Source organism: Achromobacter sp. ACM04, assembly GCF_014851465.1.
Taxonomy (GTDB): Bacteria; Pseudomonadota; Gammaproteobacteria; order Burkholderiales; family Burkholderiaceae_B; genus Achromobacter; species Achromobacter aegrifaciens.
This window is the reverse complement of sequence record NZ_JACUZS010000001.1, coordinates 751119-777696: the sequence shown is the minus strand read 5'-3', so window position 1 is coordinate 777696 and position 26578 is coordinate 751119. Positions and strand designations below refer to the sequence as shown.

Below are 26578 nucleotides of genomic sequence, written 5' to 3'. Positions count from 1 at the left end.
GACACGGGCCTGGAGGAGACCATCATGCGAGATATACGCCACCCCATAGAGGGCGTGATCTACCACCACCCCGAGCGGGCGCGCCAGTACTTCGCCAGCGGCGCCTGGGAACCTTCGACCGTCGGCGCGGCGCTGCACGCCACCGCCCAGCGCTGCCCCGAGCGCACCGCGCTGATCATCGACGAAGGCAGCCTGAGCTTTCGCGAGCTGGACGAACAGACCGACCGGCTGGCCGCCGCGCTGCTGAAGCTGGGCCTCGCGCCCGCGGACCGCGCCATCTTCCAGATGGGCACCACGCTGGAAACGGCGCTGGCCCTGCTTGCCTGCTACAAGGCGGGGATCGTCCCCGTCTGTTCCCTGCCGCAGCACCGCGAACTGGAGATCGGCCAGTTGTCGCGCCAGACCCGCGCCCGCGGCTATTTCGTGCAGGCCGACTTCGGCAAGTTCGATCTGCCCGCCTTCGCCGCCGGCATGCTGGCCGCCAGCGACACGCTGGAGCACCTGGTCGTGGCGCGCGGCGACTCGCCGCATGGCGTGTCCCTGCACGCGCTGCTGGATGCGATGCCGCTGGCCGAGGCCCGCCTCATCCTCGCCGAGCAAGGCCCCGGCTGCGAGGACGTGCTGAGCTTCCAGCTGTCGGGCGGCACGACCGGCATGCCCAAGATCATCCCGCGCTTCCATGCCGAGTACCTGGGCCATTCACTGGCCTGCGCCCGGCGCTACAAGATGCAGGACGACGACCGCATCATCTGGGCCCTGCCCTTGCTGCACAACGCGGCCCAGGTCTATGTGCTGATTCCCGTCATCGCCATGGGCGTTTCCGCGGTGCTGATGCCGCGGGTCGACGTGCCACGCATGCTGGAACTGATCGAGCGCCACCGCGTCACCCGCGCCATGTCCATCGGGCCGATAGCGCCGCAGATCATGGCCTTCGCCGACCTGGCGAACTACGACCTGTCGTCCCTGCGCCTGTTCATCACCATGAGCGCCGCGGACCGGCTTGAAGCGCACCTGAACGTGCCCTGCTCCAACCTGTTCGGCATCACGGAAGGATTGCTGCTGGGCTCGCCCGCCGACGCGTCCGAGTACGAACGGCACCATACGCAAGGCCGCTCGGGCTGTCCCGAGGACGACATCCGCCTGCTCGCGCCCGGCACCGAGGAACCAGTGGCCGAAGGCCAGATGGGCGAACTCTGCTTCCGCGGCCCCGCCACGCTGCCCGGGTTCTTCGACGCTCCCGCGGCCAACGCCTCCGCGTACACCTCGGACGGCTATTACCGTACCGGCGACATGATGACGGCGCGCGTGGTCGATGGCGCAACCTGCTACGCCTTCGAAGGCCGCCTGCGCGACAACATCAACCGCGGCGGCGAGAAGATCGGCTGCGAGGAAGTCGAGGCGCTGGTGGGCGCGCATCCGGCCATTTCCGAAGCGCGCCTGGTGGCCATGCCCGACCCCTTCTATGGCGAAAAAGGCTGCATCTTCATCATCGTCCGGCCCGGCCACACGGCGCCCGGCCTGACGGAGCTGGCGGACTTCCTCACCGGCCAGGGGCTCGCCAAATACAAGTGTCCGGAACGCATCGAGCAGATCGAAGCCTTCCCCGTCACCAAGGTCGGCAAGCTCGACAAGGCGGCCCTGCGCCATAGCGTCGCGGAAATGCTCAACCAGGAAGCCGCCAAGGCCCGGGAGAACGGCAATGACCAGCACTGAATACGTCCTGAGCGAAACGCCTTTCATCGTGCGCCGCCGCGTCAAATGGGGCGACTGCGATCCCGCGGGCGTGGTCTACACCGTCACGTTCGGCGAATACGTGCTATCGGCCGCCGAACTGTTCTACGGCCACCTGTTCAATGGCACGCCGCAGCGCATCAAGGATGAGCACGGCTTCGGCACGCCGACGCGCGCGCTGTCGTTCGACTTCCAGGCCTCGCTGTGGCCGGACGAGGAATTCGACATGTGCGTCAGGGTCGAGGAAATCCGCACCCGCACCTACACCCTGCACGTCGCCGGCAGCGTGCGGGGCCAGCCCGCGTTCGACGCCAGGCTGACCCCGATCTGCGTGGCGCGCGGCGAACGGCGCGCCATCGAAGTACCCGCCGCGCTGCGCGGCGCGCTGCAGTCATATCGGCAAGCCTGCGCGCAGGCCGAAGCAAACAGGAGTGAAGCCAAATGAAGATCGCTGTCATCGGAGCGGGCCCCGCCGGCCTGTACTTTTCGCTGCTTGCCAAGAAGCATGCGCCGCAACATGAAATCACCGTTTACGAACGGAACCCGCGCGGCGCCACCTACGGCTGGGGCGTGGTGTTCTCGGACATCGGCCTGGCCTTCCTGCGCGAAGCGGACCCCGAATTCTTCAAGGCCTTCGTCGCGCACCACGAACGCTGCGACTACATGGAGATCATCCACCAAGGCGCCCGCGTCCAGGTCCAGGGCAACCATTTCTCGCGCACGGCCCGCATCGACATGCTGGAAGTCCTGGAAAAAGCCTGCCTGGAGGCCGGCGTCCAGATCCTGCACGAACAGCAGATCGACGACGTGGAGCGGCTGGCCGCGGAAGTGGACATGGTCGTGGCCGCGGACGGCAGCAACAGCGCCGTGCGCAAGCAGTACGCCGAACACTTCCGGCCCAGCTTCGAACGCCGCCGCAACAAGTTCGCCTGGTACGGCACACGCCAGCGCTTTCATCCGGTATCGCTGATCTTCCGCGAAACGGACCACGGTATCTTCATCGCGCACAGCTACCAGTACAGCAAGGACCTCAGCACCTTCCTGGTGGAAGTGGACCCGGACACCTGGCAGCGCGCCGGCCTGGACACGGCCAGCGAGGACGCAAGCCGCCAATATTGCGCCGAGGTGTTCCGCGCCGACCTGGGCGCCAACGAACTGCTGGGCAACCGTTCCCTCTGGTTCGAGGCCAACATCGTGCGCAACGAACGCTGGTCGCATCGCAACATCGTCCTGCTGGGCGATGCGCTGCGCACCGTGCATTTCTCGCTCGGCTCCGGCACCCGCATGGCGATGCAGGACGCGATCGCGCTGCACCAGGGCCTCACCCAGCATCCGGAAGACACGCAGGCCGCCTTCGCGCACTTCGAGGCGCAGCGCCGTCCGGCATCGGCCAATTTCCAGACTGCCGCCGCGCGCAGCCTGGACTGGTACGAGAACGTGGCCGACAAGATGCACCTGGACCCCGTGTCCTTCGCCTACGACTACATGCGCCGCACGGGCCAGGTCAGCCACGACGACCTGCGCCAGCGCGACCCCGGCTTCGCCGCCGCCTACGAGGCGCTGCACCCGGAGGCGGCAGCGGTGTCCTGAGCCACGCACCCTTTTGCTGTAAGTACCCGGCCGCGGCGCATCCGCGCATGCGGCCCCGACGATAAACGGCGCGGGGAAGCGCCGCAAAAACCATCCATGGAAAGTGGAGGAGACATGAAAAATACTCTCTGGTGCATGGCGCTGACCGGCGCCCTGGCCTGCGCCTCGGCACAGGCCCAATCCGACAAGTACCCCGAACGGCCGGTGCGCATCGTGCTGCCGTATTCGGTGGGCAGCGGCCCCGACGCCGTCGCCCGCATGCTGGGCGAACAGCTCACGGCGGCCTGGAAGCAGCCGCTTATCGTGGAGAACAAGCCCGGCGCCAACGGCTGGCTGGCGATCGGCGAGGTCAAGCGCGCCACGCCCGACGGCTACTCGCTGGCCGTGGTGGACAACACCCACATGACGCTGCAGCCGCAGCTCTACCGCAATCTGCCCTTCGATCCGGTCAAGGATTTCGTCCCTGTGGCGCCGATCTACACCACGCATTTCTTCATGGTGGTGTCGGCCTCGTCCCCCTGGAACAACGTCACCGACCTGATCGCCGCGGCCAAGGCCCAGCCCGGCAAGCTGACCTACGGCACCTGGGGCATGGGCAGCGTGGCGCATGTGGGCACCTCCATGTTCCAGACCGCCACGCAGACCAGCATGACGCACGTGCCTTTCAAGGACCTGGCCCAGCTCTACACGGCGGTGGCCAATGGCGAGGTCGACTGGGCTTTCGGCACGGCCGCCACCGTGCAGAACCTGTACCAGGCCAAGCGGGTCAAGCTGCTGGCGCTGGCGGCGCCGTCCCGCCTCGGTTCCTACGCCGACGTGCCCACGGTCAGCGAGGCCGGCGGCCCCAAGGACTTCGAGTTGAAGACCTGGGTCGCGGCCTTCGCGCCCAAAGGCACGCCGGATGCCGTGGTCAAGCGCATCAACGCCGCCATTGCCCAGGCCGTGGTCACGCCCGCGGTGCGCAAGCGCTTCGAGACCTATGGCTTCGACGCCTGGCCGCAGGATGCCGCCGCGCTGGCCCAGGCCCGCGACGCGGATTCGGCGCGCTTCGCGGCCGTGGTCAAAGAGGCCAATATCTCGCTGGACTGAAGCGCAGTCCCGGGGCCGCCCGCGCGGCCCCGCTACCCTTCCGGCGCCTTGGGCGTGGCCGTCAGCCGCTGCGCCATGAACTCCAGGAACTCGCGCGCCAGCGCCGGCAAGGTCCGCCCCTGCAAGGTCAGGACCTGGATGCTCCGCTGCCGCATTTCGGGATTGCTGAACGGCACCGCGACCAGGCCTTCGCCGTCGCGTTGTCCCAGCACCGTCAGGTAGCCCGACAGCGCCACGATGTCGCTGCCCGGCAGCATGGGCAGGAAGGCCGCGGAATGATTGGACACGTAGGCCGGCTCGATGTGCAGTCCGGCGTTGGCGCAGGCCGCGTCAAACAGCTGCCGCACCGTAGTGCCATGGTCGCCCAGCGACAGCGGCACCTTGGTCAGGTCGCGCACGCCAAGGCTGCGGCGGCTGGCCAGCGGATGGTTGCGGCACATGACCGCATAGACCGGCGCGCGCACCAGCAGTTCGGTCTTGAGCCGGTCGTCCTGCGCGGTGGTGTAGCGCAGCGCCAGCTGCGACAGGCCCTCCAGGATCTGGCGGCTGACCTCCTCGGGGCGCTCCACGTGCAAATGGAAACGGGCCTCGGGCCTGACCCGCTTGAACTCGGCCATGCACATGGGCAGGAAGCGGTGGGCGAAACCCTCGGTGCAGGCCAGGCGTATGGTCACGTCGCCCAGGTGGCCGCGCTGGCGGATCTCGGTGGTGACGCGCTCGGCTTCCAGGGCGGCGGCATTGGCGTAGGCCGCCAATTGGCGGCCGGCTTCGCTCAGCTCCATGCCGCGCGCCTGCCGCTCGAACAGCGCGATGCCCAGCCCGTCCTCCAGCTTGGCGATCTGCCGGCTTACGGCAGAAGCCGCCACGTGCTGTGCCGCCGCGGCGCCCGCGATGGAACCGCAGCGCGCGACCTCCAGAAAATACCTCAAGCCCAGCGAAATCATGGCGGCCCCTCTTATCCATGCCTTTATGGCAATGAAAGAATGCTAATTATCTAATTGTGGCATGTAGTGAAGCGTAATAACTTTGTGCCTCCCTCTGCATCCCATCCCAGGCACCGAAGTGACACGCGAACAAGCCCTGCTCCAAGCAGTTCAAGCCTACGACAACGGCGACCTGCATGCCGCGCTGACCCGCCGCGTCGCCTACGCGACGGAAAGCGAAGTGCCCGACCAGGCGCCGGCCCAGCATGCCTACCTGAACGAAGAACTGGTTCCGCTGCTCCAGCAACTGGACTTCGCCTGTGAGGTGCACCCCAACCCCTCGGGCGCCGACCTGCCCATCCTGGTGGCGCGCCGCATCGAGCAGGCCGGTCTGCCCACGGTGCTGATGTACGGCCACGGCGACGTGGTGCGCGGCAACGCCGCCAAGTGGGAAGCCGGCCGCGATCCCTGGCGCCTGCAGGTCGAAGGCGACCGCTGGTACGGACGCGGCACCGCCGACAACAAGGGCCAGCACAGCATCAATCTGGAAGCCTTGCGCCAGGTCATCGCCGCGCGCGGCGGCAGGCTCGGTTTCAACACGACCTGGCTGATCGAGACCGGCGAAGAAGCGGGCTCCCCCGGACTGGCCGCCTTCTGCGAGGCACAGCGCGAGGCGCTGGCGGCGGATGTCTTCATTGCCAGCGACGGCCCGCGGCTGAGCGCGCAGCGTCCCACCCTGTTCATGGGCTCGCGCGGCGCGGTGAACTTCGAACTGAAACTGCGCGCGCGCGAACGCGGCTACCACTCGGGCAACTGGGGCGGCCTGCTGGCCAACCCCGCCATCGTGCTGGCGCACGCCATCGCCACGCTGGTCGATGCGCGCGGCCGAATCACGGTGCCCGGCCTGCGCCCGCCCCCCATCCCGGAGGCGGTGGCCGGGGCGCTGGCCGACCTGGAAGTCGGCGGCGGCGAAGACGACCCCGACATCAACGCGTGGTGGGGCGAACCCGGGCTGAGCGCGCCCGAAAAAGTGTTCGGCTGGAACAGCCTGGACGTCCTGACCTTTGGCGCCGGCGATCCGGCCAAGCCGGTCAACGCTATACCGCCCGAGGCCGTGGCCTGGTGCCAGCTGCGTTTCGTGGTCGGCACGGACTGGCGCGCGCTGGAAACGCACGTGCGGGAACACCTGCGCGCGGCGGGCTTCGAGGACGTGCAGGTGCGCATCGGCATGCAGGCCGGCGCCACCCGCCTATCGCCCGACAATCCCTGGGTGCGCTGGGCCGCGGCCTCGCTGGAACGCAGCACCGGCAAGCGGCCGGCGCTGCTGCCCAACCTGGGCGGCTCGCTGCCCAACGACATCTTCGCCGACCAATTGGGACTGCCCACATTGTGGGTGCCGCATTCCTATCCCGCTTGCGCCCAGCACGCGCCCAACGAACACCTGCTGGGCAGCGTCGCCCGCGAGGGGCTGGCCATCATGGCTGGCCTGTACTGGGACCTGGGCGATCAGGGCAGCGCCCTGCGCCAGGCGGCTGCGCGCCCGTCTTCCAACGCCAACTGACCGGAATCTCCGACATGAACGTCAAACTCCGCGCCGCCCTGGCCGCCGCAAGCCTTGCCGCCGCCGCGCATGCGGGCGGCGTCCAAGCCGCCTATCCTGAACAGGCAATCAAGATCGTCGTACCCTTCACGCCGGGCGGAGCGACCGACGCCGTGGCGCGTCTGCTGGCCAACAAGCTGTCCGGCAAGTTCGGCCAGCCGGTCATCGTGGAGAACCGCCCCGGCGCATCCACCGTGATCGGCGCGGAAGCGGCGGCGCGCGCGCAGCCTGACGGCTACACCCTGATGCTGTCGGGCAGCACCACCTATACCGTGCTGCCGGCGCTCAAGCCCGGGCTGCCCTACGACCCGCAAAAGAGCTATGAACACATCGCCATCGTCGCCATGGCGCCCGTGGTGCTGCTGGCCAAGAACGGCCTTGCGGCCAGCACTGCGCAGGAAGCGGCGGCGCTGGCCCGGCAGCAAAGCGCCAAGGGCGGCCTGATGTACGGCACCTTCGGTCCCGGATCCGCGCCACACCTGGCGGGCGAGATGTACGCCGAGGCCGCGGGCGCCAAGATGTTGCCGGTGCCCTACAAGGGCAGCGCGCAGCTGGTCACGGCCATGATAGGCGGCGAGGTCGACCTGGGCGTGGACACCGTGTCTTCCGCCGCGCCGCAGGTCCGCGCCGGCAAGATCCGCGCGCTGGCCGTGACGGGCGAACGTCGCATGCCGCAACTGCCCGACGTGCCGACCTTCGCGGAAGCCGGCATGGCGGACGTTTCTTTCGTGGGCTGGTACGCGCTGGTGGCGCCGGCGCGCACGCCGGCCCCTGTGGTGGATACCCTGAGCCGCGCCGTGGCGGAAATCATGGAGGATCCGCAGGTCCGCAAATCGGTGGCGGACCTGGCGCTGGATCCGGTCTATCTGCCCGGGCCGGCATTCAAGGCGCAGATCACGAAGGAACTGCACACCTTTTCCGAAGTAGCGGCCCGCGCCGGCATCACGCTGGACTAACCGCGGCAGCTTGAAGCCTGGCCTCAGTCCGGTTGGGTGCGGGTGATCTTGGACCCTTCCAGGCCCATGCCCGCCATCAGCCCCTGTCCTCCGAATGGCACGGCGTAGACATCCTGGCTCAGGGTGGTGGTGGTAATGCTGGCGGCATAGCTGTCATCCACCACGACCAGGCTGGGGCCGGCGCCAAGCGACCAGCCGTCGCTCTGGTCCAGGTATCGCATCGCCGGCTCGTTCATGAAGAACAGCGCATAGCTGAACTCCTGCGCGCCGGCCTGAAGACCGAACGATACGGCCGATATGTTGTAGTAGGCCTGGACCTTGCCGCGACGGATGAGCGCGCCGTCGCCGGTTTCCGCGCCGACCAGCAGGCCGCCCTTCAGAATGCGGGGAAACACCAGCACGCCCACTGCCTTGTTGCCCAGTACACGCGTCTTGGGTTCCTGCTGGTACAGGCGATCCAGCGCACTCTGCGCTTCACGGCTGAGCTCGGCCGCGGACTCCGCCCTGGCCTGCGGCGCCAGGAAGATACAGGCGACCCACAAAAAAAGGCTGGCCCAAAGCCAGCCGCGGATACTCATAGGCAAAACGGACGCGCGACGCATACAGCCCCCTGATCTCGAAAGGAAAAGGACGGCAAGCGCCCGACGCGCTCGCCCCGACTTGCCGGATCAGTATTGGCAGGCGCCGATGCCTTGTCAAGATACACATGCACCTGGCCGCAGCGGCGGCATCAAACCCTGGGCGGCGTGGTCTCCCTTTCCGGGTGGCGATGCCGGCCCAGGGCTTCGATGAAGGCGGTCACGCTCTTGGCGGCGGCCGCCGCGTCCATCCTTAGCAGTCCGCCATCCGCCGTATCGGCGGACAGGCCCGCCGCGGCAAGCAGCTGCACGCCCTCGCCCATGCCCATCAAAGTCTTCCCGTGGCGATAGGCGTCGCGCAGGAACTCCAGCGCGCGTCCGTCCGATTCCAGGCGGGCCACCGCAGCCTCGCCGCCCGCCGCAACCACGCCATCGAACAGCGCCGAAGGATGGTTGTCCAGGGAAGCATCGGCATCCAGCGTGCCGCCCCCGGCAGCCGGGACGGGCCCGATGCGCTGCCCGACGAGCCGCACGATGGCGCCCGCCGCGATCAGCCCCTGGGCTACGGCGGACACGCTCTTGCCATCCGCGCCCTCCGCCACCAGGATTGCGACCTTGCGCGTGGCGATGCCGCCATCCCCAGGGCGCGCGGCCAATGACAATGCCGGCGACACCTCGACTTCCGGCTTGGGCGGACGCTCGATCGCCCGCGGCAAGGGCGCGGGCAAGGCCATGCCCAACTGGTCGGCCACGCCCTGCGCCAGTTCTTCGGACACGTTGCGCAGCGACGCGACCATGCGCTGGCGCACCGCCGGCACCGTGACCTTGCTCAATTCAAAGGCATAGGCGTCGGCGATGTGGCTTTTTTCCCAGTCTGCCTGACTGTCGTAGAACAGCGTCGCCTGGTTGTAATGCTCGGCGAATTTTTCAGGATGCCCTCGCAGTTCGTCGCCCGTCTCCGGCTCCGGAAACGACACGAAGCCATCCATGCCGGCCTGGAACGGACAGCCGCCGGCAAGCGAGTTGGGCTCGTAGGCCACGCGGCCGCGATGGATGGCCTGGCGATGCATGCCGTCGCGCTGGTTGTTGTGCACGGGCGCAAGCGGCGCATTGATCGGGATTTCATGGAAGTTGGGGCCGCCCAGCCGCGAAATCTGCGTGTCCACGTAGGAATGGATGCGCCCGGCCAATAGCGGGTCATTGGTGAAGTCCAGGCCCGGCACGATGTGGGCAGCGCAAAAGGCGACCTGCTCGGTCTCGGCGAAGAAGTTGTCGGGATTGCGGTCCAGCACCATCCGCCCCACCGGCACGACGGGCACCAGTTCCTCCGGCACGATCTTGGTGGCGTCCAGCACGTCGAAGCTGAAGCCTTCGGCCTGCTCCTCGGTGAATACCTGCACGCCCAGCTCCCACTGCGGGCCATTGCCGGCGTCGATCGCCTCCCAAAGATCGCGGCGGTGGAAGTCAGGGTCCGCGCCGGATACCTTCACGGCTTCATTCCAGACCTGCGAATGCGTGCCAAGTAGCGGATTCCAATGGAATTTCACCAACCGCGACTCGCCCGCGGCGTTGACGAAGCGGAAGGTGTGCACGCCAAAGCCCTGCATCATCCGATAGCTACGCGGGATGGCACGGTCCGACATCAGCCACATCAGCATGTGGGTGGATTCCGGCATCAGCGACACGAAGTCCCAGAAGGTGTCGTGCGCGGACGCGGCCTGGGGCATGCCATGATGCGGCTCGGGCTTGACGGCGTGCACCAGGTCCGGGAACTTCATCGCGTCCTGGATGAAGAAGACCGGCATGTTGTTGCCGACCAGATCCCAGTTGCCCTCGTCGGTATAGAACTTCACGGCGAAACCGCGCACGTCCCGCGCCGTGTCCTTGGAGCCGCGCTCGCCTGCCACCGTCGAAAAACGCACGAACACCGGCGTGCGCTTGCCGGCTTCGGCGAACAAAGAGGCCGCGGTCAGGTCGGTCAGCGGCTTGTAGCATTCGAAGTAGCCGTGGGCCGCCGAACCGCGCGCATGCACGATGCGCTCGGGAATCCGCTCGTGGTCGAAATGCGTGATCTTCTCGCGCAGGATGAAGTCCTTGAGCAGCGCCGGCCCGCGCAAACCCGCCTTCAGCGAGTGCTGGTTGTCGCTGACGCGCACGCCCTGGTTGGTGGTCAGCATCTGTCCGCTTGAATCCGCGCGCACGCGTTCCAGCCGGCCGTCGGCCGCGTTGATGCCGGCCGCGGCCGCGCCCCCGGTCTTGGCCGAGGTCTCGGCTTCGGACAGCGAACTGGCCGTCGCGGAAGGATCCGCTGCCGCGACGTGCGCGCCGGCATAGGGGCACCGCGCCCCTGCTTCACCGTACTCCGCCGCCTTGCCGGCATTGTGGGGAATCGCGGCGGCCGTATCACCCACGGCCGCGGCGCGCTTGAGCGCCGGATGGCTGGGCTTGCCCGCGGGTCCGGACGCGGGGCCGCTGTCCGTATTCAGGTAGGCCGTGTCCACGGCCGCGCCTGCGCCGCCCTTGCCTGCTGCTTTCTTGGCTGGCATCGCAATCTCCTAGTGGCTCAACATCTTGCCGCGCGCCTGTTCGGCCCGCGATGCGCCGATGGCGGTCTCCACCTGCTTGACCTCTTCGGGCGGCGGCAGCACCGCCGGCAATCCCAGCGACTGGATCCACAATTCGCGCGACCAGCCCTGCGTGTGATAAAGGTGGTGGTCCTCGTCGGTGGCCACGGCGTCATACGCCTGCTTCAATACCTTGGCCTCGTCGCCGCTGTGCTGCTCGGCAATCACGCCGATCAGGGACCAGTTCGCGTGGTCCTTGGTCTCGGCCAGCACCACGCATTCGGTGGCGACCAGTTGGGCCGCGTCCGGATCGCCCGCGCTGATCGCCATCTTCATGGCCTTGACCAATGCCTCGCCGATATGGCGCACGACCTGGCGGCCCGGCGGCTGCGCCTGCGGATCCAGCCGCAGTTGCTCGAATACGGTCAATAGCACCCGGCGATGCGTGCGGGTTTCTTCCAGGTAGCCGAGCCATTCCTTTTTCAGGTCCTCGTTCACCGCGCAGGACACGGCGGTTTCATACACGGCCAGGCCGCCTATTTCGGTTTCCAGGGCCTGGTACAGCAATTCCTCGATCTGCGAGGCGTTTGCAGCTTTGCGTTTCATGTGGCGCTCCTCTTTCATGTCTTGCGGGCATCCGCGCATGCCCGCGGCGGATATGCGGATGGAGCGCCTACCCAGCAATCGCCGTGCCCGGCCCGCGCGATGGCGATTGCCTGCGGCAGCTCGGAGCGGATGCCGCTTGCGCGGCAAAAAATACAAGGCCGACGGCAGGGACAACCTCGTCCCCATTTAGACTAGAATTGGAACCATTCTCAATAAAATCAGACCGCCCGGCTCGCGGCGGCGCCAACAAGAAAGAGGCTCGTCCTGAAATCCGGTTTCCGCCTATCCATGGCCTGGCTCCATACCTGGGTCGGCCTGTGGTTTTCCTGGCTGCTGTTCGCCATCTTCCTGACGGGATCGCTGGCCGTCTTCTCCGAACCCATCACGCACTGGATGACGCCCGAGCACCAGGAGGCGGAAGCGCAGGCTGCGCAAAAGGAAAGCGTTCCGGTGGACCGCGCGCGCCGGCTGGAACTGGCGGTGGACTATATGGCGCGCAACCATGCGGGCGCCGGCATGTGGGAAATCTGGCCGGTGGACCGCTTTCACGACAATGGCCTGACGGCCTATTGGTTCGACCAGAACGGCCAGTACGCGGATGCCGAACTCGATCCCGACACGGGCGCCGAACTGGCGGACCACCACGACGCCGAAGGTCGCGCGACGATGGGCGGCACGCATTTCGTGAACTTCCACTACACGCTGCACGACGCCGGCCTGGGGCTGTGGATCGTTGCCTTCGCCAGCATGGCGATGCTGGTCGCGCTGATTTCCGGCGTGGTCACGCACAAGCGCATCTTCAAGGACTTCTTCACCTTCCGCGCCAGGAAGGGCCAACGGTCCTGGCTGGATGCGCACAACGCCGTGGCGGTGCTGACCCTGCCTTTCCAATTCATGATCGCCTACACGGGCATCGTGATTTCGAGCGCGATACTGATGCCCGCCCCCGTCACGGCCACCTACGGCCCGGGTCCCCAGGCCAGCCGCCTTTATCTGGCCGAACTGTCCGGCGAGGAGCGTCCCTCGCGCACGGGTGTGGCGCTGGCCATGCCGGCGCTCGAGCCCATCGTGGCCCGCGGCGAACAACTGATCGGGCAGACGGCGCGCGCCATCGTCATCAACAATCCCGAAGATAGCTCCATGCGCATCGGCGTCTACGGCTGGAACGAAGACGCCGACACCTTCCGCAATATCAGCGCCACCACGGGCATGGCGGAGTTCTCCGCCAGCGGCGAACTGCTGCGCCTGCGGCCCGCGGGCGGCGTGCATGGCGGTGCGCCGGCCCTGGCGTTCCAGGTCATGAGCGACCTGCACATGTCCAAGTTCGGCGGACTGGCCGTCAGCTGGCTGTACTTCATCTGCGGCCTGGCGGGCGCGGCCATGATGGGTACCGGCGCGCTGCTGTTCATGGTCAAGCGCCGCGCCAAGCATGGCGGAGAATTCGGCAGCGCGACGGCGCGCATGTACCGGCTGATAGAAGGCCTGAACGTGGCCGCGCTGGCCGGGCTGGCGATCGCCTGCATCAGCTACCTCTGGGCCAACCGCCTGCTGCCCGTGGCGCTGGAAAACCGCGCGCTATGGGAGTTGCGCTGCTTCTTCCTGGTGTGGGCGCTGACCCTGGCGCATGCCTGGCTGTGCAGCCCGCGCCGCGCCTGGATCTCGCAACTGGTCCTGCTGTCGGCGCTGTGCCTGCTGCTGCCGGCGCTATCGTTCGTCACATTGGGCGACCATCCGGCAGCGCAGATCGCACGCGGCGATTGGGAAAGCGCGGGCGTCGAACTGACGTCCGCCGCATTCGGCGTACTATCGGGCTGGGCGGCCCTGCTGTTGTGGCGACGGCCCGCATCCGCGCCCATCCGGCGCAATCCCCGCAGTGACGCAGAGGCGGCCGCATGAACACCAACGACCTGTACGCGATTTCCATGGCGCTGCTGCTGACCTATTCAGGCATGGCCTGCCTGAGCCTGGCCATGCCGCGCCATTACGACCAGGTCTGGGGACGCGATCCCTCCGCCGGCCATACCCGCGTGCTGCGCGGCGCCGGCGTGCTGCTGCTGGCGCTGGCGCTACTGCCCTGCGTGGGACTCTGGGGCAACACCGTAGGCGTGGTGGCCTGGCTGGGCTGGCTGTCGGCCGGCGCGCTGCTCTGGGTCGGCATGCTGTCGTGGGCGCCGCGTCCGGCAGCCCGCACCGCGGCGCTGGCCGTGGCGATATCCCTGGCCGGGGTCGGCATCGGCTTCTGAAGCGCAGGTTTGACGCGCATCAAGCAAGCCTGATATCCAGGCGGTGCTGGGCGGCGCCCGCACCATATGTGGTGGTAGAGTTTTCACACCCTACTACATATGGTGTCAGTCATGCATATCCAGCACATCCTCAAGCGCGACGGCCGGGTCGCGGAATTCGACCGCGACAAGATCGCCCAAGCCATGGCGGCGGCCGGCAACAGCACGGGAGAACTGGACCTGGCAGGCGCACAGGCCTTGACCGACACCGTCATCGCCGCGCTGGAAGGCAACCCCTGCCCGGGCGTCGAGACCATCCAGAACCGCGTGGAAGAAGCCCTGGTGCAGGCCGGCCATTGGCGCACAGCGCGCGCCTACATCGTGCACCGCGAACAGCACGCCCGGCTGCGCGCGCTGCGCCACACGCTGGTGGACGTGGAAAGCGCGATGGAGGAATACCTGGACCAGCGCGACTGGCGCGTCAACGCCAACGCCAACCAGGGCTACAGCCTGGGCGGCCTGATCCTGAACGTGGCCGGCAAGGTCACCGCCAACTACTGGCTGTCCAACGTATTCGCGCCCGAGGCGGGCCGCGCCCATCGCGAAGGCGACATCCACATCCATGACCTGGACATGCTGAGCGGCTATTGCGCCGGCTGGTCACTGCGCCAGCTGTTGACCGAAGGCTTCAACGGCATCCCCGGCAAGGTCGAAGCCACGCCGCCACGCCACATGTCCGCGGCCATCGGCCAGATCGTCAACTTCCTGGGTACGTTGCAAAACGAATGGGCCGGCGCGCAGGCCTTCAGCTCCTTCGACACCTACATGGCGCCCTTCATCCGCCGCGACGCCATGACGTACGCGGACGTGAAGCAGTCCATGCAGGAACTCATCTACAACCTGAACGTGCCCAGCCGCTGGGGCACGCAGACGCCCTTCACCAACCTAACGTTCGACTGGACCTGCCCGCCGGACCTGAAGGACCAGATCCCGTATATCGGCGGCGAGGAAATGCCCTTCTCCTACGGCGACCTGCAGACCGAGATGGACATGATCAACCGCGCCTACATCGAAGTCATGATGGCCGGCGACGCCAAGGGCCGCGTGTTCACTTTCCCCATCCCGACCTACAACATCACGCCCGACTTCGACTGGGACCACCCCAACACCGAGCGCCTGTTCGAGATGACAGCGCGCTACGGCCTGCCCTATTTCCAGAACTTCCTGAACTCGGACCTGGAGCCGCACATGGTGCGCTCGATGTGCTGCCGCCTCCAGCTGGACCTGCGCGAACTGCTCAAGCGCGGCAACGGCCTGTTCGGATCGGCCGAGCAGACGGGGTCGGTCGGCGTGGTGACGGTCAATTGCGCGCGCCTGGGCTACACCTGCCGCGGCGACGAAGCACGGCTGATGCAGCGGCTGGACCACCTGCTGGAACTGGGCCGCGACGTGCTGGAAACCAAGCGCAAGGTGGTGCAGCGCTACATCGATCAAGGCCTCTACCCCTATACCCGCCGCTACCTGGGCACCTTGCGCAATCACTTCAGCACGCTGGGCGTGAACGGCATCAACGAGATGGTCCGCAACTTCACGGCCGACGCCGAGGACATCACCACCGCCGCGGGCCATGCCCTGGCCGTGCGCTTGCTGGACCGCGTGCGCGACCGCATGACCGAGTTCCAGGAAGAGACCGGCCACCTGTACAACCTGGAAGCCACGCCCGCCGAAGGCACCACCTACCGCTTCGCCCGCGAAGACAGGAAGCGCTATCCCGCCATCCTGCAGGCGGGCAGCGAGACGCAGCCCTACTACACCAATTCCAGCCAGCTGCCGGTCGGCCACACCGACGATCCTTTCCATGCGCTGGAACTGCAGGAAACGCTGCAGGGCAAGTACACCGGCGGCACCGTGCTGCATCTGTACATGAACGAAGCGGTTTCTTCTTCCGCCGCGTGCAAGCAGCTGGTGCGCCGCGCGCTGTCGAACTTCCGGCTGCCCTACATCACGGTCACGCCGACCTTCTCCATCTGCCCCAACCATGGCTATCTGGCGGGGCACCACGAGTTCTGCCCGAAATGCGATGCCGAACTGCTGGCCAAGCAAGCGGCATGCTGCACCCCGGCCTAGGACCTGTAAACGACAGGCCCCGGACCGGACCGCCGGGCAACCGCCCGGCATCCACTCCATAAGGAACCGCCATGCAAACCTTGATCGCTCCCGAAGTCACCACCGCTCCCGCCGCGCAATTGGACGACAGCCAGCGCGTGCGCTGCGAGATCTGGACCCGCGTCATGGGCTACCACCGCCCCGTCACTTCCTTCAACACCGGCAAACAGGGCGAATTCAATGAACGCCGCTTCTTCGTCGAACGCCGCGCCTGAGGGCGCGATGCGAGCCGCCGCGTCAACCACGGGCTGCGGCCCGGGCACGCGGCGGCTGACGGCGCGCCCGGCCTACCCGGCCGCGCCGCAACCGGTGGCCCAGCCCTTGCCCCGGCATTCGCATGCCGTCGGCGGGCTGGTGCCGTTTTCCACCGTGGACTGGCCCGGGCAACTGGCGGCGGTGGTATTCATTTCGGGCTGCCCCTGGCGCTGCCACTATTGCCATAACGTCGAGCTCCAGACCCGCGCCGCCCGCTACGACTGGCGCGAGGTCCGCGCCTTCCTGGAGACGCGCAAGGGCCTGCTCGACGCCATTGTTTTCTCCGGCGGCGAGCCCTTGAGCGAACCGCGCCTGCCGCAGATGATCCGCGACGTCTGGCGCATGGGCTACCGCGTCGGCATGCATACCGCCGGCATCTATCCGCTACGCCTGGCCGACGTGCTGCGCCATCTGGACTGGATCGGCCTGGACATCAAGGCCGACGCCCAGGGCTATGACGACATCACCGGCCGCCGCGATTCCCAGCGCCCCGCGCTGGCCTGCCTGACGCAACTGCTGGCGGCCGACATCGACTTCGAGTGCCGCATCACCTGGCACCCGGACTGGCTGGACGAGACCCGGCTGCTGACCCTGGCCCGCGAGCTGGCGCGTCGCGGCGTGCGCCGCTTTGCCGTGCAAGGCGCGCGCCGCTCGCCCGATGCGCCGCCGGTACGCGCGCTAAGCTCGCCGGCCCTGGCGCTGCTGATGCAATGGTTCGAGGAGTTCGCCTATCGCTGAGCCAGGTGCTGCCGCATGGTGGCCAGAAAACGAGGCGATCCCACCGCGCCCACGTTGCAGCGGGACCACGGCGACACCGCCGTGGGATCCACGCTGAACACGCGCCCCGGCGCCATGGTGACCTTCTCGGGTATCAAATCGGCCGCCAGCTTGAGGGAGTCCTCTACACCCGGAAAGGTCGACCACAGGTACAGCGAACTGGTCGGCCGGGTGTATACCCCGGCGCCGAGCGCGTCCAGCACCTGCAAGGCATGGCCGGTCGCCGCCTCCAGCCGCTGGCGCAGCCTGACCAGATGCCGTTCGTAGTGCCCTTCGCGCAGCATCACGTCCACCATGCGTTCGCAATACTCTGAGCTGCTGACATGCACCAGCGCCTTCAGGTCGGCCAGATCGCTGGCCAGGGCCGCGTTGCATGCGATAAAGCCCACCCGCAGCGCAGCCGAAAAGGACTTTGAAAAACTGCCTATGTAGATCGTGCGTTCCAGCTGATCCAGCGCCGACAGGCGCACGGCCGAGGTGGGCTTGAAATCAGCCAGCGGATCGTTCTCTACCACCGTCAGGTTGTAGCGTTCGGATAGTTGCAGGACCCTGTAGGCCTTGGCGAGCGAGATGTCCGAGCCAGTGGGGTTGTGCGCCAGCGACTGGGTGAAGAACAGGCGCGGCTTTTCGCGTTGCAACAGCGCTTCCAGTGCAGCCACGTCGGGACCGTCCGCCAGGCGCGGCACGCCCAGCATGCGCGCGCCGGCCAGCTTCAGTTTGCCGAACAGAGGGTAGTAGCCGGGGTTGTCCACCAGCACGGCGGCGCCCGGCGGCACGAAATAGCGGATCACCAGATCCATGGCTTCGTTCGCCCCCTGTGTCAGCACCAATTGCGGCGGCGCCGCGTTGATGCCCACGTCGCCCAGTTTGCGCACCAGGCTCTCGCGTAGCGGCGCATAGCCGAAGCGGCTGCCGTATCGGAACAAGGCGCCCAACCCGGTGCGCACCACCTTCTGGTGATAGCGGTCCATGCGCATGTCCGCCAGCCATTCCACGGGCGGAAAGCCGTCCCCCACGGCCACGGCGTCGGGCTGGGTCTTGAGCTGTTCGCGCATCAGCCACACGATGTCCATGGCGCGGCTCAACTGCCCTGGCTCTTCTTCCGCAGCCTGGCGCGCGAACTTCGTCTCCAGCACGAAAAAGCCCGAGCCCCGCCGCGGTTCCACCAAGCCTTGCGCCACCAGCATTTCAAACGCCACCACCACCGTGTTCTTCGCATAGCGATGCAACTGCGCCAGTTCGCGCAGGGACGGCAGCTTGTCGCCCGGCCGGTAGAGGCCATCGGCAATCTGCTGGCCGATCAACTTGGCCAGGCTTTCGGCGATGGGCGCGGCGCGCTGGGGCCTGCCGCCGGTGTGTGCTGCTTCCACGCGCGTCTTCCTGTTGGCTGGACTATCAGAATTGGTGCAGTGCAATGGTACTGTTTGCCAAAACTGTACCTCTCAATAGCGGTACAGTTTACCTAGAATCAGGCCACTTGATTCTTATACGGAGACACCTCATCGTGGCCGATTCACGCCTGCCCAACTTCCGCGCCCTGACCCCCGCGCAACGCCTGACAGCCATCGCCGACGCCGCCGCGCTCACGCCCGCGGAGCGCGCGCTGCTTGCCCAACCGGGCGCGCTTGGTCTGGACCGCGCCGACGGCATGATCGAGAACGTCATCGGTTCGTTCGAGCTGCCGCTGGGCGTAGCCGGCAATTTCCAGGTCAATGGCCGCGACGTGCTGGTGCCCATGGCGGTCGAAGAGCCCTCGGTGGTGGCGGCCGCATCCTACATGGCCAAGCTGGCGCGCGAATGCGGCGGCTTCGAAACCTCCAGTACCCGCCCGCTGATGCGCGCGCAGGTGCAGGTGCTGGGACTGGGCGACCCGCAAGGGGCGCGCCTGGCGTTGCTGCGCGAGCGCGAACGCATCGTCACGCTGGCCAACAGCCGCGACAAGGTGCTGATCGAGCTGGGCGGCGGCTGCCAGGACATCGAGGTCCATGTATTCCCCGACACGCCGCGCGGTCCCATGATCGTGATGCATCTGATCGTGGATGTGCGCGACGCCATGGGCGCCAATACGGTCAATACCATGGCCGAGGCCGTGGCGCCGCTGGTCGAACAAATCACCGGCGGCTCGGTGCGGCTGCGCATCCTGTCCAACCTGGCGGACCTGCGCCTGGCCCGCGCCCGCGTGCGTCTCACGCCGCAAGTCCTGGACACCAAAGAGCGCAGCGGCGCCGAGATCATCGAGGGCGTGCTGGACGCCTACACCTTCGCCGCCGTCGATCCCTACCGCGCCGCCACGCACAACAAGGGCATCATGAACGGCATCGACCCCGTCATCGTTGCCACCGGCAACGATTGGCGCGCGGTCGAAGCCGGCGCCCACGCCTATGCCAGCCGCTCGGGACGCTACACCTCGCTGACGCAATGGGAGAAAGACAATTCGGGCGCGCTGGTCGGCACGATAGAAATGCCGATGCCGGTGGGCCTGGTGGGCGGCGCGACCAAGACGCATCCGCTGGCGCAGGTGGCGCTGAAGATCATGGACCTGCGCTCCGCCCAGGAATTGGGCGAAATCGCCGTGGCTGTGGGCCTGGCGCAGAACCTGGGCGCGCTGCGCGCACTGGCCACCGAAGGCATACAGCGCGGCCATATGGCCTTGCACGCCCGCAACATCGCGCTGGTGGCCGGCGCGACGGGCGCGGAGATCGACGCGGTCGCCAAGCGCATGGCGGCGGAAAAAGACGTCCGCACCGACCGCGCGCTGGCCTTGCTGGAGGAACTGCGCAACCCGCGATGAGTTTGTCCCGCAAGGTCAGGCGGCTTTGCATGCAGCGACAGGCGCCCCTCGCGGGCCCTGGACAACGACAGAGGCGGCGCACGGACTCCCCGGATGCCGCCCGACCACAGAGGAGAGAGACATGAAACCAAGCACCCCGGCGCCCTCCTGGCGCCTGGCGGAAGTCTGGAGCGACACGGTGGATCTGCGCCAGTTGGCCTGGGCCATCGGCCTCGGCATCGTCATCAGCGTGGCGGGCTTCTACGCCGCCAGCCGCTGGCTGCGCGGCATCGTGGCATCACCCGAACTTGCGCACGCCTACGCCATGCTGGCCGGCCTGGCCGGCTGCGTGCTGGCGGGCGTGATCTGCGCCCGGCTGTTTCCGCCCAAGCGCGAAGTCATCGAACACAGCGCCGCCCATGATCCTGCCTGGCGCGCCGAAGTCCTGGCTGAACTGGCCGAGCAACCGGGCGGCCTGGGCTCCCTGGCGGACCTGCCTGAACCCACCAAGCGCGAACTGAAGGAACTGGGTCTGTACGAACTGTTCGCCGAAGCCGCCGCCCAACCCGCGCAACCGCAACCCGCCGCGGCAGCGCAGGCCGGCCCAAGCAAGGAGGCGCTGGCATGAGCGACCCCATCCTGCTTGAACAAATCATGGTGGCCGCCGCGATGGGGCTTTTGGGCGCGGTGGTGTTCGCGGCCATCGGCCTGGTGTCCGGCACCGACGAAACCACCACGCTGGCGCCGCTGACCCTGCTGGTGGTGCTGCTGGGCGTGCCGCCCGCTGGCGTATTCACTTTCTTCCTGGCCGGCGCGGTCGCCAAACACATGACGCACGCAGTGCCCACGGCCCTGCTCGGCATCCCGGGCGACACGCTGGCCACGCCGCTGCTGCAGGACGCGAACATGCTGCGCAAGCTGGGCGTGCCGCACATCGCTCTGCGCAAGATGGTGTCCGGCGCCATCGTCGCGGCCTTCGTGGCCGTGCCCCTGGCCGTGCTGTTCGCGGTGCTGCTGGCTCCGTTCGGCGCCGCCATCACCAAGTCCGCGCCCTGGATCTTCCTGGCCGCCGCGGTGCTGATCGCCTATTTCTCGGCCGGACGCTGGGCCGCCGTGGCGCTGCTGGTGCCCTTCGTGGTGGTCATCATCGCGCTGCAAAGCCTCACGGCCAAGTACGGCGTCAAGCTGAGCATCAGTTACTTCCTGGGCATCGCCATCGGCCCGTTGATCGCGGATCTGTTCACGGTGATCTCGCCCCAGGGCCGCTCGCGCATGATGCGCGACAAGGTGCGCACGTTCTCGCTGGCGCCCGACGTCAAGGGCTGGTCGGGCTATTTTCCCAACCCGCTGAAGGTCATGGACCGCACGCAGACGCGCTGGACCCTGGCCACGGCCGCGATCTCCAGCGCCACTTTCGTGTTCAGTCCCGTGGCCATGACCGTGGTGCTGGGGGAACTGGTCGGCTCGCGCATCAAGCATGCCTACCACCGCCTGACGACGGTGCTGAGCGCGCGCAACGGCGTGACTGAGGCCACCTACATCGCCGAGGCGCTGATCCCGCTGATCGCCTTCGGCCTGCCGCTAAGCCCGGTTGCCGCCGGCCCGGCCGCGCCGCTCTTCAACGCGCCGCCGCGCTTCACGGTGGATGCCGCCTCGGGCCAGACCCACAACCTGCACAATCTGCTCAACCACTGGGAATTCCTGGGTTACGGCATGCTGGCGGTGCTGCTGGCCGCGGTCGTGTCCTATCCGTTCGCGATGAATTTCGCACGCCGCGCCGCGCTCTTCGTGTCGCGCAAGGTCAGCCATGAAGCCATCATCGCCACCTTCGTAGGCCTGATCATCGTCATCAGCATCTGGGAAGGGCAGTTCCTCGGCCTGCTGGTGATCCTGACCATGGGCTTGATCGGCGGCCTGCTGTCGCGCCTGTTCGGCTTCAATACGGGCGTGCAGTTCATGGGCTATTACACCGCCGTGCTGTCGGTGCCGGCAATCGTCAAGCTGCTAGGCTAATGGCCCCCACGCCGCGCCCCTGCGGGGCTAGCTGCCCCCCGAAGGGGCTGGCCCACCTTGGGGCCCGGCGGTGGGCCTGCGCCTGGGAGGGCCCCCACGCCGCGCCCCTGCGGGGCTAGCTGCCCCCCGAGGGGGCTGGCCCACCTTGGGGCGGCCCGGCGGTGGGCCTGCGCCTAAGCCGGGCCCTCCATTGTTCGCCGCTTGATCCTGCGCAAGGCGACGCGCACTCCCTTGCTCTAGCCTCTTTCCACTTGAAAAGAGGAAAGACTCATCATGACGTGGTTCAAATCACTCACCCTCGCCGGACGCGAATTGCTGCCCATTGTCCAGGGCGGCATGGGCGTCGGCGTATCCGCCCATCGCCTGGCCGGCGCGGTCGCCAGCCAGAACGCAATGGGCACCATCGCCAGTGTGGATTTGCGCCACCACCATCCCGACCTGCTGGAAAAAACCGAACGCTGCCATGATCGCGACGTCATCGACAGCGCCAACCAGGTCGCGCTGGACCGCGAGGTACGCGCCGCGCTGGACACCGCGCAAGGCCGCGGCCTGGTGGCCGTGAACGTCATGAAGGCGGTGCGCGACCATCCCGCCCTGGTGCGCCAGGCCTGCGAAAGCGGCGCCCACGCCATCGTGATGGGCGCGGGCCTGCCGCTGGACCTGCCCGAGATGACGGCCGACTACCCGAAGGTAGCGCTGGTGCCCATTCTGTCCGAGGCGCGCGGCGTGGCGGTGGTGCTGAAGAAATGGATGAAAAAGGGCCGCATGGCCGATGCCGTGGTGATCGAACACCCTGGCTACGCCGGCGGCCATCTGGGCGCGGCCCGGCTGGATGACGTGCACAGCGAGCGCTTCGACTTCCAGCATGTGCTGGCCGATTGCCACAAGCTGTTCCAGGAACTGGCGCTGGGTTCGGATGCGCCCCGCCTGATCGTGGCGGGCGGCGTGGGCAGCCACGAGCAGGTGCGCCATTGGCTGGCCAACGGCGCCGACGGCGTGCAGGTCGGCACGGCCTTTGCCGTCACCAGCGAAGGCGACGCGCATGAGAACTTCAAGCGGGTGCTGATTGACGCCGATCCGGACAAGCTGGCCGAATTCACCAGCGTGGCCGGCCTGCCCGCCCGCGCCGTGGAAACGCCCTGGCTGACGCGCTATCTGCGGCAGGAAAAGACCCTGCAAGCCAACACCCGCTGCGATGCGCGCCGCTGCAGCCAGCGCATGGACTGCCTGACGCAATGCGGATTGCGCGACGGCCTGGCGCGCTTCGGACAATTCTGCATCGACCTGAAGCTGGCGGCCGCCATGCGCGGCGAGGTCAGCCGCGGCCTGTTCTTCCGCGGCGCGTCCAAGCTGCCGTTCGGCAGCGCCATGCGCTCGGTGCGTGAATTGATGGACTACCTGCTGCACGGCGAGATGCCCGCCTCCGCCTGAAACAGGTCGGCCCAAACGCGGGGGCTTCCTAAAATAATTGAACGACGTACAATATTATTCGTCGTTCAATTATTTCCGCCCATGGATACCTCCGCCCTATCTCCATCCGAATCCGCCGCACCCGAAGCCGGGCGCCGCGAACGCAAGCGCTTGCAGACCCTGGACCACCTGGCGCAAACCGCCTGGCGCCTGTTCGAGACCCTGGGCTATGACGTGGTCACCATGGAACAGATCGCCGCGCAGGCGGATGTTTCCAAGGGCACGCTGTACAACCATTTTCCGGTCAAGGAAGCCCTGCTTGCGCACCGCTTCCATGGCGAACTGGCGGCGAGCCTGCGGGAACTGCAGCCCGCGCTGCGCGCCCTGCCCACCCTCGCACAGCGCCTGACGCGGATACTGCATGCTTCGGCACATTGGTCCGAATCGCATCGGACCTATCTGGGGCCGTACTTGCGCTACCGGCTATCCACGCTGCAGCCCGGCGCGCGCGACGACGGCCGCTACCCGCGCAGCGGCATGCAGGCGCTGTACACCGCGCTGATCGAAGAGGCGCAGGCGGCAGGCCAGGCGCGGACCGATCTGGACGCCGGACGACTGGCCCATCAGCTGCAATTCCTGTACCTGGGCGCGATGCTGCGCTGGCTGGACCAGCCCCGCAGCAGCCTGAAGGCAGAGTTCGATGCCGCCATCAGCCTCTTCGTGCGCGGCGTGACGCCCGAGGCGGCGGCATGAGCGCCGCCGCGCTGGACTGGGCCGCCGCCGCCCTGGCCGGCCCACAGGCGGCCGGCGGCAAGGGCTGGCAGCTGGGCCGCATGTCGCAACTGGGCGTGCCGGTGCCCGACGGCTTCGTGCTGCCGGCAGCGTTGAGCCTGGCTCGCGAACCGGGCCAGGCATTGCCGCACGCTGCCGCCCAGGCGCTGCGCGATGAACTGGCCGCGCGCGGCTGGCTCGAACGGCCGCTGGCCTTGCGCTCGTCCGCGCCACAGGAAGATTCCGCGGGCGCCTCGTTCGCGGGGATCCATCTTTCCTGCCTGAACGTGCGCGGCGCGGATGCGGCGATCGACGCGGTCCGGCAGGTCTGGGATTCGCAATGGACGCCGCAGGCCTGCGCCTACCGGCAGAAGCTCGGCTTGAACCCGGCCGGAATGGCCGTGGTCGTCATGCCGCTGATCGACGCGGTCGCCTCGGGCATCGCTTTCACCCTCGATCCCGTGTCGGGGCGGCATGACGAGATGGTCATCCACGCCAACTGGGGCTTGGGCGAGTCGCTGGTCGACGGCGCGGCGCAAGGCGACGAGTACCGCCTGCGCGAAGACTATCTGCGCCAGGCTTGGCCGCTGGCCGGCCGGCGCATCGGCGCCAAGCGCCACGCCAGCCAGGCCGCGGAAGGCGCCGGCACCTTGCTTGCTCCGACGCCGGCCGCGCGCGCTGCCCAGGCCGTGCTGAGCGACGCGCAGGCCGAAACCCTGGGCGATATCGTGCGCGACGCGGCGCGCGCGCTGGACTATGCCGGCGGCGGCTACGACATCGAATGGGTCTGGGATGGGCGGCGCTTCTGGATCGTGCAGGCCCGTCCCATCACCGCGGCGGCGCGCCACACCTATCCGGCGCTGCGCGCGCAGCCAGCCTATTGGTCGCGCGGCAACACCCGCGAAGTGCTGCCGCTGGCCATGTCGGCGCTGGAATGGGATACGGGGCGCGTCATGGCGCAGCGTATGCTGACCACGGGCTTTGAACTGAGCGGCTATTCCACCCTGCCGGGCGTGCGGCTGGCGGCGCTGTTCCAGGGCCGGGTCTATCTGGACGCCTCGGTCATCCAATGGCTGGGTTACGACGCGCTGGGCGTGCCGCCGAAAGCCATGAACGCGCTGCTGGGCGGTCCCCAGCCCGAAATCGCAGTGACGCCCCTGACGCTGGCGCAACGCCTGCGGCATGGCGCGCGCATCCTGCGCTACCTGCGCCGCGCAGCCCCCTTGCGCAAGCAGGCGGAACAGGACCTGCCGCGCCTGTTCGCCCGCGCCCAGGCCTGGCTGGACGAGCCCGCGCCCGCGTCCAACGCCGCGCTGGGCGCGCGCCTGCGGGAACAGTTCCACACGGTGCTGGCGGCGGATCAATTGTTCTTCCTGCAGGGCTCGGGCGGCGGCGCGCTGCACAAGCTGCTGGAACTGGTGGAGAAAGCCTGCCCGGGCGAAGGCCATGCGCTCACGGCCGCGTTGATGGCTGGCGGCGAACCCAGCGTGACCGCGGCGCAAAGCTATGCCCTCATGGCGTTGGCCAAACTGGCCGCCGGCGACGCAAGCGTGATGGAGTGGCTGCGCGATCCCCAGCGCGACAGCGCCGGCTGGCAGCGCGCCTTGCCGGATGGAGCTCCCTTCAAGCAAGCCTTCGCGGACTTCCTGCGCCAATACGGCCATCGCGCCGTTTATGAAACCTATCTGCGCAACCCGCGCTGGCGCGAGGACCCCGGCTATCTGCTGGACAGCGTGCTGCAGTTGACCGACGCCGACCCTGCCGCGTTGCGCGCCCGGCAGGACAGCGCCGCAAGCCAGGCCCGGTTGCGCCTGCGCGCGGCGCTACCTTTCTGGCAGCGCCCGCTGATCGCCCGTCTGCTGGCCGCTGCCCGCATCGAGGGCCGGCAGCGCGAGGCCGCGCGCAGCGTACTGGTGGCCTATCTTGCCGCCGCGCGCCAGAACGCCTTGGCGCTGGGGCGCCGCTACGTCCACGCCGACGGCCTGGCCGCCGCGGACGACATCTTCCACCTGAATGCGGCCGAACTCTTCGCCCTGGCCGACGCCAGGCTGACGCCCGCCGCCGCGGGCCGCCGCGCCGCCCTGCGCCGCGCTCAATTGGAGTCCTGGGCCGCGGCCCCCGATCAGGACGTCATCGCCGAAGATGCCGCAGGCGCCGCCACGGACATGCCGCCCCCTGCGCCTGCCGATGCCGGCGCCGCCGGATCCTGGCGCGGCACGCCCGCCGCGGGCGGCCATGCGCGGGCCGGCGCTTTCGTCGCCCGCTCGCCCTCCGAAGGACTGGCCATGCCGGCCGGCGGCATCCTGGTCGCCGCGTCCACCGACCCGGCCTGGACGCCGCTGTTCCTGCGGGCCGGGGCCCTGGTCATGGAGGCGGGTGGCTACCTGTCGCACGGCGCCATCGTGGCGCGCGAGTTCGGCATACCGGCTATCGTCAATGTGCAAGGCATCATGCGGCAGGTCGCCACCGGCGACGTCCTGGAAGTGGACGCGTCGCGCGGCACGGTGCGGCGGCTGGCAGCCGCTTCCAGCCTGGGCGCATCCGACTCGTAGAAGCC

Annotated in this window: 22 protein-coding genes; 17 read left to right on the top strand and 5 right to left on the bottom strand. The window is 67.9% G+C overall.

Annotation, left to right across the window (positions count from 1 at the left end; translation table 11 throughout):
* The first annotated feature begins 24 nt into the window (after positions 1 to 24).
* The 4 genes from IB259_RS03750 to IB259_RS03735 all read left to right on the top strand — a co-directional run bounded on the left by IB259_RS03750 (position 25) and on the right by IB259_RS03735 (position 4410).
* Complete coding sequence (locus IB259_RS03750) at positions 25 to 1713, top strand: AMP-binding protein (protein ID WP_054456831.1); 1689 nt, start codon at positions 25 to 27, stop codon at positions 1711 to 1713.
* Positions 1700 to 2176: a thioesterase family protein gene (locus IB259_RS03745; RefSeq protein ID WP_054456830.1), complete on the top strand. Its 477-nt coding sequence runs from the start codon at positions 1700 to 1702 to the stop codon at positions 2174 to 2176. Before IB259_RS03750 ends, IB259_RS03745 begins: the two co-directional genes overlap by 14 nt.
* Complete coding sequence (locus IB259_RS03740) at positions 2173 to 3321, top strand: FAD-dependent monooxygenase (RefSeq protein ID WP_175160630.1); 1149 nt, start codon at positions 2173 to 2175, stop codon at positions 3319 to 3321. The genes IB259_RS03745 and IB259_RS03740 overlap by 4 nt, the downstream gene beginning before the upstream one ends.
* A gap of 114 nt (positions 3322 to 3435) precedes the next feature.
* The gene (locus IB259_RS03735; RefSeq protein WP_119451131.1) at positions 3436 to 4410 is read left to right on the top strand and encodes a tripartite tricarboxylate transporter substrate binding protein; all 975 of its coding nucleotides are present in this window, start codon (positions 3436 to 3438) and stop codon (positions 4408 to 4410) included.
* 32 nt (positions 4411 to 4442) lie between these two features.
* Here IB259_RS03735 and IB259_RS03730 read toward each other — a convergent pair whose 3' ends face one another.
* Positions 4443 to 5354, bottom strand: coding sequence for a LysR family transcriptional regulator (locus tag IB259_RS03730; protein WP_054456827.1), 912 nt, complete (start codon positions 5352 to 5354; stop codon positions 4443 to 4445).
* A gap of 118 nt (positions 5355 to 5472) precedes the next feature.
* Here IB259_RS03730 and IB259_RS03725 point away from each other — a divergent pair, with 118 nt between their 5' ends.
* Positions 5473 to 6894, top strand: coding sequence for a M20 family metallopeptidase (locus tag IB259_RS03725; protein ID WP_192327557.1), 1422 nt, complete (start codon positions 5473 to 5475; stop codon positions 6892 to 6894).
* Positions 6895 to 6908: 14 nt separating this feature from the next.
* Positions 6909 to 7889 carry a tripartite tricarboxylate transporter substrate binding protein gene (locus tag IB259_RS03720; RefSeq protein ID WP_119451129.1) on the top strand — a complete coding sequence of 327 codons (981 nt, stop codon included), beginning with the start codon at positions 6909 to 6911 and terminating at the stop codon, positions 7887 to 7889.
* A 23-nt stretch (positions 7890 to 7912) separates the two neighbouring features.
* Here IB259_RS03720 and IB259_RS03715 read toward each other — a convergent pair whose 3' ends face one another.
* The 3 genes from IB259_RS03715 to IB259_RS03705 form a co-directional block, all read right to left on the bottom strand.
* Complete coding sequence (locus IB259_RS03715; protein ID WP_225588717.1) at positions 7913 to 8467, bottom strand: lipid-binding SYLF domain-containing protein; 555 nt, start codon at positions 8465 to 8467, stop codon at positions 7913 to 7915.
* Between the two features lie 152 nt (positions 8468 to 8619).
* Positions 8620 to 11013, bottom strand: coding sequence for a catalase (locus IB259_RS03710; RefSeq protein ID WP_192327554.1), 2394 nt, complete (start codon positions 11011 to 11013; stop codon positions 8620 to 8622).
* Between the two features lie 9 nt (positions 11014 to 11022).
* Positions 11023 to 11637 (bottom strand): hypothetical protein, encoded by a 615-nt coding sequence (locus tag IB259_RS03705; protein WP_054456822.1) that lies wholly within the window; start codon positions 11635 to 11637, stop codon positions 11023 to 11025.
* Between the two features lie 288 nt (positions 11638 to 11925).
* Between IB259_RS03705 and IB259_RS03700 the strand changes: the two genes are divergently transcribed.
* From IB259_RS03700 to IB259_RS03680, 5 genes are all read left to right on the top strand, one after another.
* The gene (locus tag IB259_RS03700; protein ID WP_192327551.1) at positions 11926 to 13533 is read left to right on the top strand and encodes a PepSY domain-containing protein; all 1608 of its coding nucleotides are present in this window, start codon (positions 11926 to 11928) and stop codon (positions 13531 to 13533) included.
* A complete protein-coding gene (locus tag IB259_RS03695; RefSeq protein WP_042793406.1) occupies positions 13530 to 13880 on the top strand; it encodes a DUF3325 domain-containing protein in 351 nt (116 codons plus the stop codon). The genes IB259_RS03700 and IB259_RS03695 overlap by 4 nt, the downstream gene beginning before the upstream one ends.
* A 111-nt stretch (positions 13881 to 13991) precedes the next feature.
* On the top strand, positions 13992 to 15986 hold the full coding sequence (locus tag IB259_RS03690; RefSeq protein WP_054456883.1) for a ribonucleoside triphosphate reductase: 1995 nt from the start codon (positions 13992 to 13994) through the stop codon (positions 15984 to 15986).
* Between the two features lie 71 nt (positions 15987 to 16057).
* Complete coding sequence (gene nrdD, locus IB259_RS03685; RefSeq protein WP_054456820.1) at positions 16058 to 16240, top strand: anaerobic ribonucleoside-triphosphate reductase; 183 nt, start codon at positions 16058 to 16060, stop codon at positions 16238 to 16240.
* Positions 16206 to 17018: an anaerobic ribonucleoside-triphosphate reductase activating protein gene (locus IB259_RS03680; RefSeq protein WP_192327548.1), complete on the top strand. Its 813-nt coding sequence runs from the start codon at positions 16206 to 16208 to the stop codon at positions 17016 to 17018. Before nrdD ends, IB259_RS03680 begins: the two co-directional genes overlap by 35 nt.
* On the opposite strand, the gene IB259_RS03675 is transcribed toward IB259_RS03680, so the two are convergent.
* Entirely contained in the window at positions 17009 to 18427 is a 1419-nt protein-coding gene (locus IB259_RS03675) for a PLP-dependent aminotransferase family protein (protein WP_192327545.1), read from the bottom strand. The two genes, IB259_RS03680 and IB259_RS03675, sit on opposite strands and share 10 nt — an antisense overlap.
* A 131-nt stretch (positions 18428 to 18558) precedes the next feature.
* Between IB259_RS03675 and IB259_RS03670 the strand changes: the two genes are divergently transcribed.
* The 6 genes from IB259_RS03670 to IB259_RS03645 all read left to right on the top strand — a co-directional run bounded on the left by IB259_RS03670 (position 18559) and on the right by IB259_RS03645 (position 26573).
* Positions 18559 to 19848 carry a hydroxymethylglutaryl-CoA reductase, degradative gene (locus IB259_RS03670; RefSeq protein ID WP_175160763.1) on the top strand — a complete coding sequence of 430 codons (1290 nt, stop codon included), beginning with the start codon at positions 18559 to 18561 and terminating at the stop codon, positions 19846 to 19848.
* A gap of 121 nt (positions 19849 to 19969) precedes the next feature.
* Complete coding sequence (locus IB259_RS03665; protein ID WP_054456818.1) at positions 19970 to 20455, top strand: hypothetical protein; 486 nt, start codon at positions 19970 to 19972, stop codon at positions 20453 to 20455.
* Positions 20452 to 21840 (top strand): tripartite tricarboxylate transporter permease, encoded by a 1389-nt coding sequence (locus IB259_RS03660; RefSeq protein ID WP_119451124.1) that lies wholly within the window; start codon positions 20452 to 20454, stop codon positions 21838 to 21840. The genes IB259_RS03665 and IB259_RS03660 overlap by 4 nt, the downstream gene beginning before the upstream one ends.
* A gap of 273 nt (positions 21841 to 22113) precedes the next feature.
* Positions 22114 to 23271, top strand: coding sequence for a nitronate monooxygenase family protein (locus IB259_RS03655; protein WP_054456816.1), 1158 nt, complete (start codon positions 22114 to 22116; stop codon positions 23269 to 23271).
* 81 nt (positions 23272 to 23352) lie between these two features.
* Positions 23353 to 24003 carry a TetR/AcrR family transcriptional regulator gene (locus IB259_RS03650; RefSeq protein ID WP_192327542.1) on the top strand — a complete coding sequence of 217 codons (651 nt, stop codon included), beginning with the start codon at positions 23353 to 23355 and terminating at the stop codon, positions 24001 to 24003.
* Entirely contained in the window at positions 24000 to 26573 is a 2574-nt protein-coding gene (locus tag IB259_RS03645; protein ID WP_192327539.1) for a PEP/pyruvate-binding domain-containing protein, read from the top strand. Before IB259_RS03650 ends, IB259_RS03645 begins: the two co-directional genes overlap by 4 nt.
* The last annotated feature ends 5 nt before the right edge of the window (positions 26574 to 26578 follow it).

Excerpts from the sequence above, each read along its gene's own strand:
- IB259_RS03690 (WP_054456883.1), top strand. The coding sequence starts at position 13,992 with ATGCATATCCAGCACATCCTCAAGCGCGACGGCCGGGTCGCGGAATTC.
- IB259_RS03740 (WP_175160630.1), top strand. The coding sequence starts at position 2,173 with ATGAAGATCGCTGTCATCGGAGCGGGCCCCGCCGGCCTGTACTTTTCG.
- IB259_RS03695 (WP_042793406.1), top strand. The coding sequence starts at position 13,530 with ATGAACACCAACGACCTGTACGCGATTTCCATGGCGCTGCTGCTGACC.
- IB259_RS03710 (WP_192327554.1), bottom strand. The coding sequence starts at position 11,013 with ATGCCAGCCAAGAAAGCAGCAGGCAAGGGCGGCGCAGGCGCGGCCGTG.
- IB259_RS03650 (WP_192327542.1), top strand. The coding sequence starts at position 23,353 with ATGGATACCTCCGCCCTATCTCCATCCGAATCCGCCGCACCCGAAGCC.
- IB259_RS03720 (WP_119451129.1), top strand. The coding sequence starts at position 6,909 with ATGAACGTCAAACTCCGCGCCGCCCTGGCCGCCGCAAGCCTTGCCGCC.
- IB259_RS03730 (WP_054456827.1), bottom strand. The coding sequence starts at position 5,354 with ATGATTTCGCTGGGCTTGAGGTATTTTCTGGAGGTCGCGCGCTGCGGT.
- IB259_RS03645 (WP_192327539.1), top strand. The coding sequence starts at position 24,000 with ATGAGCGCCGCCGCGCTGGACTGGGCCGCCGCCGCCCTGGCCGGCCCA.
- IB259_RS03745 (WP_054456830.1), top strand. The coding sequence starts at position 1,700 with ATGACCAGCACTGAATACGTCCTGAGCGAAACGCCTTTCATCGTGCGC.
- IB259_RS03680 (WP_192327548.1), top strand. The coding sequence starts at position 16,206 with ATGAACGCCGCTTCTTCGTCGAACGCCGCGCCTGAGGGCGCGATGCGA.
- IB259_RS03735 (WP_119451131.1), top strand. The coding sequence starts at position 3,436 with ATGAAAAATACTCTCTGGTGCATGGCGCTGACCGGCGCCCTGGCCTGC.
- nrdD (WP_054456820.1), top strand. The coding sequence starts at position 16,058 with ATGCAAACCTTGATCGCTCCCGAAGTCACCACCGCTCCCGCCGCGCAA.
- IB259_RS03715 (WP_225588717.1), bottom strand. The coding sequence starts at position 8,467 with ATGAGTATCCGCGGCTGGCTTTGGGCCAGCCTTTTTTTGTGGGTCGCC.
- IB259_RS03750 (WP_054456831.1), top strand. The coding sequence starts at position 25 with ATGCGAGATATACGCCACCCCATAGAGGGCGTGATCTACCACCACCCC.
- IB259_RS03700 (WP_192327551.1), top strand. The coding sequence starts at position 11,926 with ATGGCCTGGCTCCATACCTGGGTCGGCCTGTGGTTTTCCTGGCTGCTG.
- IB259_RS03665 (WP_054456818.1), top strand. The coding sequence starts at position 19,970 with ATGAAACCAAGCACCCCGGCGCCCTCCTGGCGCCTGGCGGAAGTCTGG.
- IB259_RS03655 (WP_054456816.1), top strand. The coding sequence starts at position 22,114 with ATGACGTGGTTCAAATCACTCACCCTCGCCGGACGCGAATTGCTGCCC.
- IB259_RS03705 (WP_054456822.1), bottom strand. The coding sequence starts at position 11,637 with ATGAAACGCAAAGCTGCAAACGCCTCGCAGATCGAGGAATTGCTGTAC.
- IB259_RS03660 (WP_119451124.1), top strand. The coding sequence starts at position 20,452 with ATGAGCGACCCCATCCTGCTTGAACAAATCATGGTGGCCGCCGCGATG.